The sequence below is a fragment of the Burkholderia sp. AU33545 genome (assembly GCF_020419685.1).
GTDB classification, from domain to species: domain Bacteria; phylum Pseudomonadota; class Gammaproteobacteria; order Burkholderiales; family Burkholderiaceae; genus Burkholderia; species Burkholderia diffusa.
Map to the genome: position 1 here is coordinate 73,517 of NZ_JAIZRQ010000010.1, position 15,962 is coordinate 89,478.

General features: G+C 62.1%; 18 protein-coding genes and 1 pseudogene. 8 read left to right on the forward strand and 11 right to left on the reverse strand.

Annotation, left to right across the window (positions count from 1 at the left end):
• Positions 1-76: 76 nt before the first annotated feature.
• From LGM71_RS29440 to LGM71_RS29460, 5 genes are all read left to right on the forward strand, one after another.
• A complete protein-coding gene (locus LGM71_RS29440; RefSeq protein ID WP_226117867.1) occupies positions 77-376 on the forward strand; it encodes an H-NS family nucleoid-associated regulatory protein in 300 nt (99 codons plus the stop codon).
• 91 nt (positions 377-467) lie between these two features.
• Positions 468-860, forward strand: a complete 393-nt coding sequence (locus LGM71_RS29445) for a DUF2471 family protein (RefSeq protein WP_226117869.1) — start codon at positions 468-470, stop codon at positions 858-860.
• A gap of 173 nt (positions 861-1,033) precedes the next feature.
• Positions 1,034-1,963 carry a tyrosine-type recombinase/integrase gene (locus tag LGM71_RS29450; protein WP_226117871.1) on the forward strand — a complete coding sequence of 310 codons (930 nt, stop codon included), beginning with the start codon at positions 1,034-1,036 and terminating at the stop codon, positions 1,961-1,963.
• Between the two features lie 70 nt (positions 1,964-2,033).
• The gene (locus LGM71_RS29455; RefSeq protein WP_226117874.1) at positions 2,034-2,513 is read left to right on the forward strand and encodes a hypothetical protein; all 480 of its coding nucleotides are present in this window, start codon (positions 2,034-2,036) and stop codon (positions 2,511-2,513) included.
• A gap of 217 nt (positions 2,514-2,730) precedes the next feature.
• The gene (locus LGM71_RS29460; protein WP_226117876.1) at positions 2,731-2,895 is read left to right on the forward strand and encodes a hypothetical protein; all 165 of its coding nucleotides are present in this window, start codon (positions 2,731-2,733) and stop codon (positions 2,893-2,895) included.
• Positions 2,896-3,078: 183 nt separating this feature from the next.
• Here LGM71_RS29460 and LGM71_RS29465 read toward each other — a convergent pair.
• The 3 genes and pseudogenes from LGM71_RS29465 to LGM71_RS29475 all read right to left on the reverse strand — a co-directional run.
• A pseudogene (locus tag LGM71_RS29465) lies at positions 3,079-3,188 on the reverse strand (IS5/IS1182 family transposase); the annotation flags it as partial.
• Positions 3,176-3,808: a TetR/AcrR family transcriptional regulator gene (locus LGM71_RS29470; RefSeq protein ID WP_226117886.1), complete on the reverse strand. Its 633-nt coding sequence runs from the start codon at positions 3,806-3,808 to the stop codon at positions 3,176-3,178. The pseudogene LGM71_RS29465 and the gene LGM71_RS29470, both read right to left, overlap by 13 nt.
• A 99-nt stretch (positions 3,809-3,907) precedes the next feature.
• Positions 3,908-4,090 carry a hypothetical protein gene (locus LGM71_RS29475; protein WP_226117888.1) on the reverse strand — a complete coding sequence of 61 codons (183 nt, stop codon included), beginning with the start codon at positions 4,088-4,090 and terminating at the stop codon, positions 3,908-3,910.
• Between LGM71_RS29475 and LGM71_RS29480 the strand changes: the two genes are divergently transcribed.
• Positions 4,089-4,982: an NAD(P)/FAD-dependent oxidoreductase gene (locus LGM71_RS29480; protein ID WP_226117890.1), complete on the forward strand. Its 894-nt coding sequence runs from the start codon at positions 4,089-4,091 to the stop codon at positions 4,980-4,982. The genes LGM71_RS29475 and LGM71_RS29480 overlap by 2 nt on opposite strands.
• 94 nt (positions 4,983-5,076) lie before the next feature.
• Positions 5,077-5,940, forward strand: a complete 864-nt coding sequence (locus tag LGM71_RS29485; RefSeq protein WP_226117892.1) for a class I SAM-dependent methyltransferase — start codon at positions 5,077-5,079, stop codon at positions 5,938-5,940.
• A 729-nt stretch (positions 5,941-6,669) separates the two neighbouring features.
• Here the strand turns inward: LGM71_RS29485 and LGM71_RS29490 are convergent.
• From LGM71_RS29490 to LGM71_RS29525, 8 genes are all read right to left on the reverse strand, one after another.
• A complete protein-coding gene (locus LGM71_RS29490) occupies positions 6,670-8,016 on the reverse strand; it encodes a hypothetical protein (protein WP_226117895.1) in 1,347 nt (448 codons plus the stop codon).
• Positions 8,017-8,087: 71 nt separating this feature from the next.
• Entirely contained in the window at positions 8,088-8,285 is a 198-nt protein-coding gene (locus LGM71_RS29495; protein WP_226117897.1) for a hypothetical protein, read from the reverse strand.
• Positions 8,286-8,300: 15 nt separating this feature from the next.
• Positions 8,301-8,483 carry a hypothetical protein gene (locus tag LGM71_RS29500; protein WP_226117899.1) on the reverse strand — a complete coding sequence of 61 codons (183 nt, stop codon included), beginning with the start codon at positions 8,481-8,483 and terminating at the stop codon, positions 8,301-8,303.
• A gap of 79 nt (positions 8,484-8,562) precedes the next feature.
• Positions 8,563-10,884 (reverse strand): AAA family ATPase, encoded by a 2,322-nt coding sequence (locus LGM71_RS29505; protein WP_226117903.1) that lies wholly within the window; start codon positions 10,882-10,884, stop codon positions 8,563-8,565.
• Positions 10,872-11,528 carry a hypothetical protein gene (locus tag LGM71_RS29510; RefSeq protein ID WP_226117905.1) on the reverse strand — a complete coding sequence of 219 codons (657 nt, stop codon included), beginning with the start codon at positions 11,526-11,528 and terminating at the stop codon, positions 10,872-10,874. Before LGM71_RS29510 ends, LGM71_RS29505 begins: the two co-directional genes overlap by 13 nt.
• Before the next feature lie 66 nt (positions 11,529-11,594).
• Positions 11,595-12,962: a metallophosphoesterase family protein gene (locus LGM71_RS29515; protein ID WP_226117906.1), complete on the reverse strand. Its 1,368-nt coding sequence runs from the start codon at positions 12,960-12,962 to the stop codon at positions 11,595-11,597.
• 171 nt (positions 12,963-13,133) lie between these two features.
• Entirely contained in the window at positions 13,134-14,444 is a 1,311-nt protein-coding gene (locus LGM71_RS29520; protein ID WP_226117909.1) for a hypothetical protein, read from the reverse strand.
• On the reverse strand, positions 14,441-14,707 hold the full coding sequence (locus tag LGM71_RS29525; protein ID WP_226117911.1) for a hypothetical protein: 267 nt from the start codon (positions 14,705-14,707) through the stop codon (positions 14,441-14,443). Before LGM71_RS29525 ends, LGM71_RS29520 begins: the two co-directional genes overlap by 4 nt.
• 619 nt (positions 14,708-15,326) lie before the next feature.
• Here LGM71_RS29525 and LGM71_RS29530 point away from each other — a divergent pair.
• Entirely contained in the window at positions 15,327-15,944 is a 618-nt protein-coding gene (locus LGM71_RS29530; RefSeq protein WP_226117913.1) for a DUF1845 domain-containing protein, read from the forward strand.
• The last annotated feature ends 18 nt before the right edge of the window (positions 15,945-15,962 follow it).

Below are 15,962 nucleotides of genomic sequence, written 5' to 3' on the forward strand. Positions count from 1 at the left end.
GCTAGCGAATACTTGACTTCCCTCTAGGCCAGATAACGTGGTCGTTGCCTATTACGTAATCCACTCAGGAGAAACGATGTCCACTTATCAAGCTCTGCTCGCACGACGTGATGCCCTCGACGCTCAGATCAACGCTGCAAAAGTCAACGAACGAAATTCAGCGCTCGCAGAAGTCCGACGTCTCGTTGGTGGTTTCGATATTTCCGTGCGGGAAATCTTCGGAGCCAGTCGAACGCAGAAGGGGCAACGGCGTCAGGCAAAGTACCGGGATCCCGAGACCGGCGCCACGTGGAGCGGACGCGGCCGTCGGCCGGCCTGGATCGCAGGCAAGGACCGCGTGCAATTTGAGATCGCGCCCGCCACCACCCGGGCTTGAACTGCGCCACGACGCTGGATATATTTACAGTGCCTAAACGCGGCTGGTGTCTCTGAAGGCGCCTGCCGGTGACCCTTACACCCCTCCCCCTATGGAAAACCCAGATTCCGTTGCGACGGCTGCCCCGGGAATCGATCCCGTGCTTTTTGAGCACGCGCTAGAGCGCGCCACGGAAGACCTGCGCCGTATCGCAACATCGATCGCAGATCGCTATCTGAAGGCTGGACTGGCGAGCGCCCTGAGCTGGTCCGTCCTGCTCGAAATCGACGAACAAGCCTTTTCGGATCTTGCGTTCCAGAGCCGGAACGAAGCGGCAGTCGTCGATGCCCTTGCGCGGATCGGCCCAGCGGCCTTGCCGGGTGTCGATCTGAGCGGCCTGATCGACTGGACGTTGGCGGACGCATCACTTCCGATCGTCTATCTGAGCGTTCGAGAACGGTTGTCGGCGGCCGATCTGTTCGACCGGGCCCAAGCAGCGGCATGAGCGGCCTGTCGGCACATTGGTTGGTGGGCGGCAACCTGGCCGGAGTCCAGGTTGTGCACGCGAGCGTCGCCCGAGTGACGGGCGCGGTACGCCCCTCCCTTCTGCTGGCAAAAGGCGCGAATCGTAGATTCGCGTTATGCTTGGGGTAGGTAATATCCAGTATATAAGATCGAATGGACGAACCGACTCTCTGGCTGTCGGCACCCACCGAGGCCTATCAGCAGTGGCAGCGCACCGAAGCCGCCGGCGCCGATCGGCGCGCGTTCTCGCCCCGGTCGATCGTCCAGCACGAAGCCATGTTCGAGCGTTTCATGCGCCATCTCGCGGCCGCGCAGCGGTCGCTGGCCACCTTCGGCCCGGATCACCTCGAATCGTTCTTTGCTGACCTGGACCGCCGGTGCACACCCGGTACCACGACGCGGCTTCGCTACCAGAAGCTCCTCGACCGGCTCGGCCGACACCTCGTCGACATCGGCGTGCGCAAGACGAATCCTGCGGCCGCCTATACTCTGACGCAGATGTGGCCGGAGGATGAGCCCGTCCCGGTGTATCTGCTCGAGGCCGACGATCACCGCCTGCAGGAGTCGGTCGCCACGCTCGATGGACTCGACGAACGCGCGATCCGCAATCGCGCTATCGTCGCCCTATTGCTTTCCACGGGCATCACCGCACAGGAGATCCGACAGGCACTGGCCGACAACCTTGACCTGTCGCCGGCGCGGCCGCACCTCGTGATTCCGAAGCGCGGCCCGCGCGAAGCCCGCCGCGTCAACGTCGATGGGTTTGCAGTACCGGCGCTTGTGCGTTGGCGAAACTGCGCGGCCGCCGCCGTCAGCCCACTGCTATTCCCATCGCCGCGCGCCGGGGGCCCCATGACCGACGAGATGCTCGGCCGCATCGTTCGGGACGAACTCCTTGCGATCGACGTCCGGCTCCCCGATATGAGTCCACGTACGCTACGGAATACGTTCGCACGGCGCTTGTTGCTCGCCGGTCGGAGCAACGACGACGTCATGCAACTGTTGGGCCTCACAAGCCAACGGACCGTGATCCGCATCCGCGCGACGCTACCATCGAGTCCGCAAACTGCCGACACGACTTGACTTCGTTGTCGCCTCGATAGCCTGAAAAAGCCAGCACCTTCGCTGGCTTTTTCGCTATGGGAGCATCGCTATGGACTACGCAACGCACTACACTGATCTCGTCTACCTCGTGAACGGGGACCTCGCGGTCTGCCGATATAGGTTGTTCCTGGTCAACACCGATCTCAAGCAGGTGATCGTCCAAATCGACAACCACCACGGCCCGAAAGACGCCCTGGTCACTGATTATCGAGCCCGCGACACGATCCTCAATCGGATCGCCGATCGCGAGCTCATGGGGATTCCGTTCGACATGCTGTGCGTGGCACTGACCAACGAGGGCACACACCACATCCTCTTCGTCGAGCCCGATCTCGAAGACTACGTGCACCGTGGCTTTCCCTACGAGAGCTCGCCTGAACGTGCAGCACGCGGCCGCCGTATCGAGCAAATCTCGATTGACTCGCGCAACCTGGTAATCGGTCGCGCGCGCGTCCAGACCGCGCACGCAACACCGACGCCGGCGGCCGCGGATCTCGCGTCCGTACTCGACCACCCTGTCGCAGGATAAAGCGGCGGCCCCGCCACAGTTGAAGGCGGGGCATTACGGACATGTAGCGCGTATCGGACCGCATGGCCGCGTCAGCGCGGTCCGTGTGACGGCTCAAAGAATGTTTCTTCGTAGGGGGTGAAACATTGAACCGTCGCGACGTACACGCATAATATGGCGCGTCGATACACGGGTAGGCCGGTACCGGGAGACGCCATCGTACCGACAGGAGAAGTCCATGTTGTCTCTGTTCACATTTGTAGGCGTCGTGTTGAACGCAATGAAATTCATCACCGATGTGCCGGTTCCCTGTTCCAGCGATGGACGACGCAAATTGGGTATCGCTATGGGCGCCGCGAGCCATATCTGCGCGATTGCACTCGCGTATGCGCAGATGCATTGATTGAAGTGACAGGCGCCGCCATTGCGCCGCGTCGAAGAAAAAAAAGGTTCTTCGTGGATTTCCGTGGGCGTCGCTTGCCGACCCTTCTCTGTCGTTCCACTCAGGCCGCAGTAGCGACCGCTATCGTGTGTAAAGCGGCCTCTGCCTGCCCGCGCGGGCGGCTTTTGCGTTCAGGCAATGAGCCTAGCCCGTCAGTCGTCCACGCATCATCCAGACGTTGCTCGGGGCGAACAGCGTATGCAATTGCTGCGTGTTCCTCATCGGCCGCGATAGCGCACCTTCAGATGCCACCGTGCGCGGCGATGAACATGGCGACGGCCGACCGGCAATAGGATTCGATTTCGTTGTCGTCCTCTGCTCTCGCCTCATCGAAGCGTGCGATAAGTAGGAGATCGGATCCTTTGAAAAGCGCGGCAAACAAGCGGGCGGACCGGAGAGGATCGGGTACGTTCAGCATCCCTTTCGCGTGCAGCTGAAGCAACACGGCCTCGATGTGGGCGATGACACGGGCGGGCCCGGCTTCGTAATGAAGCTTGCTTAACGACTTTTGATTCGTCATGTCGGCCAAAACCATGGCTTCGACACTGCGGACGTCCGGGCTCAACAGCGTGCGAAGCAGGGATGATCCCACCGCCATGAGCTGATCTTCGGCCGAACCGTCGACGCCTTCAGAAAGGGCCTGCGGTGCAAACTGATCACAGCGGGCCACCATGGCCGCGCTGAACAGCGCCTCCTTGTTCTCGAAGTGCCGATAGATGCTGAGCTTGGATATCTTCGCCCGCTGGGCGACTTTGTCCATGGTCGTCGCTTGAAACCCCAATTCCACAAAGAGTTCGCAGGCGGCGTCGACAATCGTTTGGCGAAGCGCCTCGTTGGCGGGCCGGCCGCGCCGGCCGTGGCTGTTTTCGGTCACGACAATTCCAGTACTTGACAGTATTCAAATTCGCGCATTAGGATACCATGTGGTATCGCAATGTGCACGTCAAGGGCAGGTTTGAACCGGTTGTCCAGATCAGGTTTCCCCGGGCCGCCCGGCGATATCGAGCGGCATTGTCGAGCCGGCCAATACAGCATGGGCAACTTTTTCGCCAATGCCGAAGCCCTGCTCGCTGACCGTCTCAAGCGCGTATTGCCGGACGATATTGCACACCACGCTCGGCCCACCCTCCCTCCACAACACGGAGCCCATCACCATGAATGACGTCATCATTATCGGTGGCAGCTTTGCCGGCCTCGCCGCCGCCCTGCAGCTTGGCCGTGCTCGCCGCAAGGTCACGGTTCTCGATACCGGCCGGCCGCGCAACCGCTTTGCAGGCCACTCGCATGGCCTGCTTGGCCACGATCACAAGCCGCCGCTGGACATCCTGGTCGAGGCGCGGCAGCAACTGGCGCGCTATCCGACGATCAGTCTCGTCAATGCCCGGGCCGAGAGCGTGTCTGGTGCCATCGACGATTTCTGCGTCGTCACTGACGATCACAAAAGCCTGAGGGCGCGCCGCTTGATCCTGAGCTATGGCGTCGCCGACCAGATGCCTGAAGTTCCGGGCTTTGCCGAAAGCTGGGGCACGTCCATCGTGCCCTGCCCCTATTGCGACGGCTTTGAAGTTGCCGGCCAGCATTGGGGCCTCGTCTGGTCCAGCCCGCAGTCGTACCAGTCTGCCAAGTTGTTCCGCGATTGGACTGACAAGTTGACTGTCTTCGCCGATGGGCATGACATTGCGTCCGATATTCAGGCCGATCTGGCGCGCCGCAACATACCTCTCGTCGATGGCCGGATCATCGAGGTCGCCCATCAGAAAGGCCATATCACCACCGTCAATCTCGATACCGCTCGCAACGTGGCGGTCGACGTCCTGTTCGCCAATCCGCGCAACAAGCCGTCGGCAAGCCTGCATGAATCACTGGGCCTCGCCACGGTGGATACGCCCACCGGCATCGTTCTCAAGGTTGACGAGCGCCGCCAAACCAGCATGCCCGGCATCTACGCCGCTGGCGACCTCGCCACGCCCTTCTTGCCATCGGTTACCCAGGCATCCTCGCAGGGCGCGATGGCGGGCATCTTCGCCCAGCAGTCGATGGTGGTTTGAGAGCACAGATTCCCTTCTCTTGTCGTCGCCGCCTTCGAAAAGGTTGGCGTAGATCGACGCGGTGATGGGTGGATCGTCGAGTCAAGGAGATGACATGGCAAAGCAAAGTGCGGATCAGGTGGGTGACTGGAATGGTCAAAGCGGAGAGCGCTGGGTCGCCAACCAGGCCCGGCTCGACGCTCTGGTGGCGGTGTTCGGCCAGGCCGCGATCGAAGCCGCCGCGCCCGCGACGGGCGAGCGCGTGCTAGACATCGGCTGCGGCGCGGGCGCGTCGACTCTGGCTCTGGCAGCCCGCGTCGGCGCGGGGGGCCAAGTACTGGGCGTGGACATATCCGAACTGCTGATCGATCGAGCGCGCGCGCTTGCGCGACACGATACGCCGGCCCTGTTTCAGGTGGCCGACGCCAGCAGCGCAGAGCTGCCCGAGGGCGCGTTCGATATCCTGTTCTCGCGTTTCGGCGTGATGTTCTTCGACGATCCGACAGCGGCGTTCGCCCATATGCGACGCGCACTCCGGCCGGGCGGCCGGGTCGCCTTCGTCTGCTGGCGCGGTGCGGCTGAGAACGATTGGATGCGCCTGCCGGTGGGCGCGCTCAAGGGCATCCTCCCGCCGAGTGCGCTGCCCGATCCCGAAGCGCCCGGCCCGTTTTCGTTCGGCGACCGGGAGCGCGTGGCACGCATCCTGACGACGGCCGGCTTTACCGATATCGCTATCTCGCCCTTCGACGCGGTCGTCCCATTCGGCGAGGGCGAAACGCGGGACGCTGCGATCGACGACGCAGTGAAGATGACGCTTGAGGTCGGCCCGCTCTCGCGTGCGCTCGCCGATCAGCCCGACGACATCCGCGCCCGCGCCTCGGCCGCGGTTCGTGCCGCCTTCGCGGGCCTCCCCGGCGACCGGTCGGTGATGATCAACGGCGCGGCGTGGATCGTCATGGCACGCAATCCGGCAAGCTGACAGGTTACGTCGACCAATGTGTCAAAACCGGCAACTCCTCGTGTCTCGGGGAGGGGTTACGTTGAGCGCCGAACGGCCGGAACGCGGCGCTGATTGGCCATTGAGGGCGAAAAGAGCAGTGACTCTTGATGGCCGCTGCCCGCCGGATGTGACGGACGCCTGTCAACCATAAGCGGAAGTAGCCTTCCCCAGAAGGCAGATGTCCGCATTTTGTATTACCCGCATTCAGGAGGAGTCGGTGGGACCAGTCCGTTGGGTTGTATTACCCCAAAGACATTGGCGTGCCAGTACATATGGGGAGCCGCAAACCACTTCTTGTTCTGGCCCGTCATGAACTGCGCCAACTGGGCCATAGGTATTCCATAGCGACTGAACAATGCCAAAACGTCTCTCAGGGAAGCCTCAGAAAGACGTGACCGGACAACGAGCGTATCTTGCTCCCATCGCAACACCCCTGGGATTTCCATCGCCCACTCAAAAAGATGCTTCTCGTCGAGTTGCGAGCCGAACCAGATACCCGAACAATCGAGACGGACCATAGGCACCTCACACGCTTCCTGTGACGGAAATAGACAAAGACGTGATATCAATTGTCAACGGTCTAGATGCCGACGTCGACTGGCCGTTCCTGGCCGAACACCGACGTTCCTCCCCGGCGTTCCCCGGAATTCCGCGATGAACCAAAAAAAAGCCCGGCATGATGCCGGGCTTGGTTCAGAAAGATTCGCGTCACGCCGCCTGCGAGAACAGGTCGACAGGTGCAAAATTCAGCATCGTGAGATGTTCCGTGTTCGAGATCGCATGATCGATGAGATGCCGATCGAGCTCGGCCGGAGTCAGGTTCAACCTTTCGGCGAGATTGGCGAAATACTGGCCTCTCCTCGCCATCTCCTGATACCGGCCGGCCATGCCATCTGGCAACCGCAAGTAGCCCTCGTTCAGCCAGAACCTGGCCGATTCCATCCCGGTGTGTTGCTGAGCCTTCAGGGACCATGCCGCGTCAAAGCTGCAGGTTACGAAAGCGCAGGCGGCCTCAACGTCGACTTCGAATTGATCACTCTCTTCGAAATAGACAATCTGCTCGCCAGACTTCGTGCGTGCGTACCGACTTGCACGATCCGGATGACGATAGCGGTTCCACTGCTCCGCAGCGTAGTCGCGAAGCCCATCCGTAGGCACCTCTGCATCGTACGCGCCGACGAAGAACCACCCATGGTGCGGAACGTCGATCTTCGGCAGTGGATCGAGGACTGGAACGTGATATCGCCGCCCGAGCCGACGCACGTCGAACCAAACCGAAAGCGCTGGAAAGGCGTGCGGCGCATAGTGGTGCATCGAGAGGTAGAAATCGATCGCCACCAGCTGCGCCGGCGTGATCATCTCGAACTGCACGTCGCAAAGCGCGCGGTTCTCTGGCGTGTCCGGTAGCTCACCCGCCGCCAACATTCCCTCATGCCGCTCGGCCCGTTCGACCTCCAGCACGTCGAGCGTCAGCAGGTACTGCAGCAATCGGACCCGTTCGGGATACGACAGGACGTCAGGCTTAACTGCCAGGTACCCGGCGTCGCTCAGCTTCCGACCGACGAGCTCTCGACGGCCGAGATCCCACTGCACCGCGACCAGGTAGTTCCTGAAGCGATTCAGGCCCTCAAGATGCTGGTGGCCAGGTTCCTTCACCATCGACTCCATCGACCGATCGCGCTCGCCAGTGACGCAACAAAATGCGCAACCGAATCGACTGCCGCACGCTGCACGCGTGCCGCCTTCTCCGAGAATCACACCGCACGCCCCCTCGTTTCCGGCGCGGTACAGCTCCGATAGGCGCCGTACCGACTCGCAGGACACCGGCGACGGGAAAGGCCTGGCGGAGTTCTCCGCGAAGAGCGCAAGCATCGACCACGCGCAGTCGGTCGACCATTCGGCAATCGGCGAAAAGGTCAGAAATCCATCCGCGTTTCGGACGGGTTTCAGCGCATTCTCGTTGCGAGCGGCCATGGCCGCTCGCAACGAGAATGCAACCGCGGCGCAACAAAACAGCGACGCCACTGTCGTGGCAAACAGGATCTGCTTCTTCATACGGGCCTCCAAGGGGGTATACGGGCAAAGGCCCCGCTCTCTTTCGAAAGGGGGGCCCGCCAATGCAAGGGTTATGGGTTATCGCAGCGCTTCGGCTGCCCGATCGCGAAGGTAAGAACTCGACCATCCTTGCAGATGACGAAGTCCGTTTCCTCCTCGATCCGGCGCTGCACTGTGATGGTCGGCCGCCAGACCGACCGCTGAGTCTCCGGCTGGCTCGCCGGACTCGGACCATGGGCCGCGATCAGAAGCATGATGAGATTCGACATTGCCGCTCTCCTCGCTCAGACCGCTTGCGACGGGGTCGCCGTCGCCGACAACGTGACCCAGCGACCATCGATCAACACGTCGCGCAGCTCCGAGCCATTCAGCGTGTAGACGTGCTCGACACCCACGCGCGGACGCGCCGGGCGAATTGCCACCGTGATACCGTTTGCGACGTTCGATTGAACCGATTTCAGTTGCATTGCGTTCCTCAAAAAAGAAAGGCGAGGAACGCCCCTGCGGGGACATTCCCCGCCAGGGTTCAAAGAAATGGACGCCGCCCTACTGGGCAAGCGCTGCTACATCGATCACTGCATCAGCTTCGGCGATCAGCTCGGGCGTCTGCGAGATGAAGAACTCCCGCTCGTAACCGCCCTGCTTCAACACCTCCCGCTTCATACGCATGAACTGCACCTTGCGCTGTGGATCCAGCGGGCCGTCCGACTCGTCGCTGAACAGCGACTGGTACGGCTGGCTCGCATTCCCCGCCATATACAACGCAATACCGCGCGTCAGGCACTCGTTGATCCAGACCTTCTGCCCACCGGACATGACCCCGACCGACTTGCTGCTGTCGCTGTCGGCGTCGTGCACGAGGATTTCGAAGCCCTCACGCAGTTCGCCGTTCGCGAGCGCACGCTGTGTCTGGATCTCGACCGTGAATCGCATGCCGTAGCACGCAAGCAAGAGGTCGTTCACCGTCCTCGTCAGGGCGGGACCGGCATCGTCGATCGTCAACGCAATTACGCCGTCGTTGCCGAGGGCTTTCGCCACCAGCTTCCAGTGCGCGATCTCGTCCGAGATGCGCGCCGCCAGCGACTGCGTTGCCGCCAGGCCGCCTAGTTCACGTTCCAGCGAACCAAGCTCGGTTTCGCGTGTCGCCTGACTGCGAATCAACGCTTCGATCCGCGCGTCGAGCACCGTGCCTGCGTCGCGGTGCGATGCAATCTGCCGGTCCAAATCCGCGATTGCCTGCGTGACGTCGACTGCGACGAGACGAGCAATTTCCGTCTCGATCTCACGCGACAGTGCAGCCAACCGGCCCATTTCCGTCTCACGACGTTTCTGGGCTTCACTGTCTTCGACGTCGAGCGCGGCAAGCTCAGCGCGCGCCGTCGCCAGCCCCGTATCTGCCGCTTCCAGCAACGGCTTGCGAGCCGCCAGGTCCGTCGCACGCTGCAATGCCTGTCGTGCCGCCGTGATACTGGCGCTCACCTGCTGAAGTTCAGCGCGTTTCGCGGACAGCGATGCGATTGCCGGCGCGAGAACATCCCGCTCGTCCCTCTGCGCCTTGTAGCGGGTGCGGAGATCCTTCAGGGAAACGGTCTGAACGTGCGCATGTTGTGCTGCATTGCGCGCTTGCACGAGCAACGGGCACGTGGCGTGAATCTCCATCCCGGCGCACGGCACCGACTCAACGACCGCGGCTTGCCCCTGCAGGTTCTTCAGCAACTCGGCTTTGGTCGCGCCTTCCGATTCGAGACCGGTCATCGCAGACTGGACCGTCGCCAGCCGAAGCTGCTTCGCATCCATGTCGGCGATGGCCTGCTGCAATGGCCCGAATTGCGCTTCCAGTTGTGAGACGCGAAGCTGCGCTTCGTCCCTCGCGGCGGCAGCACCAATAATGGCGTCGCGTTGCTTCACCACCGCTTCGTGGCCCGTCATCATCGTGCGAATCGCGGTGCGGCGTTGCGTAAAACGTTGCTGATCTGCCGCCGTATCCCGTTCGATGCCTTGCAGGGACGTGACCACTTCATTGCGCCGCACGTTGAGTTCGCGCAGTCGTGCTTCGACACCCGCGTTCTCGCCCTGCTTTGCCATGAGCGTCGCCCGCTGCTGCATCAGGCCGGCGAGCACGGCTTGCACCGACTCCCGTTCAGCGCGCGCCGAGACAATTGCCGCGGCATCCGCTGCGATCGACTTGCGCGTCTCGTCGGCGCGCTCACGCTTGCCGGCAAACGCCACAACGTCTTGCTGCACGGCATCCAGACGCCTGGCCAGCACTTTGGCGACGTCGGCCGCCTTCGCGGCCAACGCACGCAGATGGTCGATCTTGAGCAACTCGGCGAGCAGCGTCTTGATCTCGTTCGCGCCGTAGGACGCGAGCGGCCGCCGGTTCTGCGCGGAAAACACGCTGGTAAAGAACGATTCCAGCGAGCCGCAGATCGCTTCGACACAACGGTCGTAGGTCTCGCCCTTGCCGTCCGACACCGTGCCCTCCGGCAACGTCACCGGGCGCCACTCCCCGTCCATCGAGCGATAGAACAGGAAGTAGTCCGCCTTACCGGCTTTACCCGGTTTGCGAAACGCGAAGGTCGAGCGATAGCGGATACCGTCGTGCTCCCACTCGAACTCCTTGCGCGCCTGGACACCGCAGATGTGATCCCAATAGGAAAACGCATCGACGGACAGCTTCGATGCGCGCGACGGCATGATCCGGTACGGATGTAGGTTGTCCATGATCGTCGTCTTCCCGGCACCGTTCGGGCCGGTCAACGCAATCAGCCCGCGAGGCAAGGACTCGAGATCGAGTTCGACACAGTCGCGCTTCATCCCGTCTCGTACCCCATAGAACCCCTCGAGGAGCAATCTCAACGGACGCATGATTCCGCCTCCAAAAAAGAGATCTCCTGCAGGTATTCCGACGGCAGGAACGGAATGTCCTCGTCGTCGATCGGCAGCATTGGCTCCGGCCGGATGACCTTGGTACCAAGCGTGCCTGCCACGGCTTGCCGAACCGTGTCGCAAAGTTGCGCGAACGACGCGGACGCCTGCTTGATCAGCGCATCCCAATCGGTACAGCCGGTCAGGACCTGGAGCTCGCGCCCCGACCACTGACTGGCGTATCCCGAATTGAACGACCAAAGCAGGTTCTGCATCTGGACGTCGGGCACGACAGCGACTTCCGGAGAATCGACGTCGGTCGCATGCACGAGCACGAGGAAACCGTCGCGCTGCGCAATCGTGACGCCGCGACCGGAGCCGAAGGGCCGATGAAACAGCGCGGCCGTGCATCCGCCGTGGTCAACGAGACTCTTCTGCAACGTCTTTGCGTCGTTCGACGCGGAGAACTGCTGGACCCAACGGGCACCGGCGGGATAAAGGCCAAACATAGACACACTCCTGTGAAATGGACGGAGTGCGCCCGGTAGGGATCGCTCCCCGCCAGGGTAGATAAGAAAATGGATGCAGCGATGCTGCGTTCGATGCGCCTGACGGCGCGGGGTGAACCTCGTTTCGATAGCCACGTGGGCTATCGAAACACGGCGGTGTTCAATGCTCGGCGTCGTGCTGACCGTCGAGACAGGCAGCGCTCAGGCTGCGAACAGATCATCGTTGAGCCATGACAGCGACGGCTTCGATTCAGGCTCCGGCGCAGCTTCGAGACTGGCGGCGACCAGCGGGACGACGTTCTCCCGGCCGCCAGGAATCTCCGGTACCTCGATCGAATCGCAAACCTGCGCAATTCGATCAAACACCGACGCCGCGATCGCTTCTGCGTCGCCCGCCTCGAGCAGCTGCAGCCGCTCGAGAAGCGGGCCGGGGTCGACCGAAGTGAGCTCGCACCAGCGCGCGACCTTCGCATCGACCGTCACCGCCTTGCTGATCCCCTCCGCGCGGCTTCTCATCACCGGCAGGATGCGCGGCTCGAGCTTCAGGCCAGCGGCCGACGCGAACATCGATTCGATTGCCTTCCGGTCGACGAGCTGCTTGTGCTCCTCGTCGATCTGCCAGCGAATCCGGACGAACTTCCCGGCCGAATCCGCGGCAAGCGCCGCAAGCTGCGCTTCATCGGGCGGACCGTCGAACGCGATGCATACCATCTCGCGCGACGGCGTCGTCACCAGCTCGGCACGTGCTTCAGCTGCCAGTACGTCCCATAACAGGTAACCTTTGTCGCCTTCTTCGTCGTAGTGGAATCGCCCAATCGAGCCGGGATATCCCACCGCGCGCCCTTCGCGCAACCAGATCTGGTTCTTGTGGATGTGACCCAGCATGAACGCAGGACACTCCGCGTCGAACAGCGCGCCGAGGCTGAACTCGTGATCGAATCCCGCCATCGTCACGCCATGCTCGGTTGTGCATCCGGCCACTGTGCCGTGCGAAATCCCAATTGTCGGCACGCCGATCGCGCGCAAGCGGGCGTTATTCCTGCCCGCTGCAGCGAGGTACGTTCCGAGCACGTCGCCGAGCTGCGTCGATGCGGACAACGCACCGACCTTCAATGCGAGATCGGCCTTGTTCATCGTCGGCAGACAGGTGAAGACCGCGTCCGGATAGAGTCCGTCGAACGCAAGCATCTCTGCGTCGTCGAACACCGGACCGTCGGACGCTCGGAACTGCGTGCCGATGAGAGCAACCTGACCAATCCGATCTGCAACGAACACGGGATACCGCGCGCCCATCAACGCAAAGTTGGTCAGCGTGCCGGGCGGCTCATGCGAGAATGTGCCCTGCAGCATGATGACAGGCATCGCTTCGGCCAACCGGTGCACCTGTGTCGCGAGCGCATGCAGCGATGGCGCGTGTGCGTCGAGGCGATGATCGGTCGAGTCGCCCGAGATCACCGCCACCCGCGCCCCACGCGAGATCGCATCGCCGACTGCGAACGAAAAACAGCGATCGGCCTCTTCCAGGTTCTCCGGCGAATAATGCAAGTCAGAAAAATGCGCGATCTTCATCGCCGCCTCCAAAATAAATGGATAGTCAAAAGATGGCCGCTTGCGCGGACGATTTCGATGCGTGAATGACGCGGTCGAAAGCACTTGAGCAAAGGGGCTTTGCTGAAATGCTCTCGCAGTCGCTTGAAAGAAAAAACGCCAGCCCCGAAGGGCTGGCTGAAGGAGAAACCGTTATCGGCGGTTGAACGATTCGACTGCCTCGCTGATCTCGCGGTCGAGAACATCCGGCGCATCGAGGGCACCGGTCAGCCGTCCGATCATCTTGTCGACGTCTGCGAGCCGTTCGGTCCAGCCGCGCCCGAACTTGACGTGGCCGTAGACACGAAACTGCTCGCGGCGCGCGTCTGTGTTGACGCGAAGTCGCTGCAGCAGATCCTGCAGGCGATGCCGCTTCTCTTCGAGCGACTCCGGGGGCGGGTCATCGTGTTCATCGCGTCGAGCATCGCCGGCGTGTGTCGTCGGTTCTGCCGCGCCAGATGCCACCACACCGCTTCCGTCGGTCGGATGCAGCGGAATCACCGTGCCACCCGTTCCGAGCAGTGCGGCCACACCTTGCGCAACCTCGATCGCCGGCGCAGCTTCATCCGCACCGTCCAGCAGCGCCCCGATGTCGATATCCGCATCGAGAACCGTCAACATCTGAGGTTGACGCACAGCCTCGCCGTTCTCGTTGATCCGAGTGATATCGAATTCCCGCTTCGAGAGCCAGAAGCGCGTGCCCGTGAGCCTGCCACGCGCCAACTGCACGGTCTGCATCGCGGCGTAGGCTTTCTGGAGCACGTAGATCGAGTTCGTCGGCAGCTCGATCAGGCCGAGCCCCTTGATGTCGGGCACCGCGAACACGAAATGCGCGGAGAGATTGCACTGCCGACTCTGGTACTGCGGGCATTGCTCGGGATCACACACGCCGTCCGGGATCGCGTCGTCCTGCCGGAAAATCACGTCACGGCCGCCAAAATGGCGCGTGGCTCGCTGAGCGCGCGGATCGCGCTCGACCTTCGCGTAGGTCTTGCAGTACCGGATGCCGTCGGGACCATATTGCGAGAAGAACTTCCGGCCGGTGGTGCCCCACGCGGCCATTTCGTTCGGGAGGTTCTGCATCCAGTCGTTGAAGGCAAACAGCACCGGGAAACGGTATAGCCGCACGCCCTGCCCGCGGTCCTCGCCGTACAGCTTGAGAATTTCGTCGGCCACGTCCGGGTTGTTGAAGTCCGACCGGCGACACGTGAAGTAGTCGACGTTCTTCGGCGCCAGTGCGTTACGGAGCTGGCAGCGCGATTCGATCGCTTTGCCGATCGTCTCGAATGAGTCGCCGGCGGCGACCATCGTTTCGTACAGCCTGACCGCCCCCTGATTGGCACGCGCCTTGGACGTCAGCACCTTGATACCGGGCCGGATACGCCCGATCACCGGAGGGCGCATCGCGCGCTCTTCGACCAGGCTGCGCACAGGGCCGCCCAGCATAGGGACAACAGCGTTCATGAGGGTTTCCTCGCAAGAAAGTAAATCGCCTGAGTGCGCATCGCGCTCGCTGACTGCTCGAGCGAGCTGGCGGCCGCCTCTCCGCGGCGTTCGGCGATGTGGGAAAGAAAGATGCGGCGGTCGGGATCGCTGTACATCGCGAACTGAGCCACCTCGCACCGCGCGCGCCAGGCTGGCGACGCGGTATCGGCAGTTGCGCGCTCGTCGGCGATCGTGTTGCTGATCACGTTGGCGATGCGCGCGTCGAGACGGTTGGGAAGCATGTGAACCTCCAGGACAGGAACAAACGACGAAAAAAAGCGCGTCCCTCGGCAAGAGGAACGCGCTTTTCGGATTCGTGGAAATGACCCAAGCGCCACGTCCCTTCCGGGGACGTGGCGCTCAGGGAGCCGGTCGGCTCATATCGAGGACGTTAGGTCGTCCTCGCGCAGCATGGTCACGCTGCGCAACAGCCCATTTTCGGAAATACCACTCCGCCGCAGGATCACGGCTCAGTCGACTACGATCGTTCTACCCAGACTCTGGTCTGGAGAGAGACACCCGATGTCCGGACTCGAACGATGTCGCGGCGCAAATACATGCGGCCGGCGACGAGTTTTATGACTGAAAGATGGGGAGTGCTGGCTAGGCACTCATCAGCAGAAGATTCCACACCAGTTGCCGGCTGGTCGGAGCATGCCCATTGGCACGGCTTGTACAGAAGATGGACTTCGGGCTACGAAGTCTAGGTCGATGCGTCGTGGACGCGAGAAGTAGAGTCAGTATTGCGGAAATTTGCGACCGGAAAGGGTGGAAAGCTCACGAAAACAGGCCCGCTTTTGCCTGAATTGTTAAATCGGGTTAACCCAAAATCATTAGTGAGAGAGACCACCCGAAAACACCATGTCCGCCGTTCTCGAACCACCGCACGACCCGCAGCGGGACGCGCCCCTGCTCGACCCGATCGCCGTCGATCCCAATACGCGCCCGTCGAACGATTCGCTGTCCCCGTCGTCAACGGGACTCAAGCCGATCCAACGTCTGACGAGCGACAGCCGCATCGATCGAATCATCCCCGATTCCGACGCGGTCACCGTGCTGCGCTACAGCTCGCAGTTCGCCCGCAATTTCATTCGCGGCGACTACAACTTCTGCGCGTCGAAAATCGCCGTCGCGCGCGGGGGAAAAACGCATGCGCTCGAGTCCGCGCTGCGTGATACGTCGGACTGGCTGCGCAAGGCGCTGGTGTGGGTCGAAAAGCACGAGGCCCGGACGATCGCTTTCCCTGCCGAGCATATTGAACTGAAGGTCACGCGACCGCTCGCAGGTCTGCTGGTCCGTTGCCTCACCCAATACGACAAGCTCTTTGTGGCGACGATGGAAGCTGTGCTCGCCGAAAAAATCACCGCTCAGGACCGGGCCACCATCCTCGCGAACGCCGAGGGGCGGATCAAGCACATCTCGCTCGTGTGCGTGCCCGACAACGATCGCTATCAGGCAGACGGGACGCTGCGCGATTGAAGGTTCATCGCCCGATGA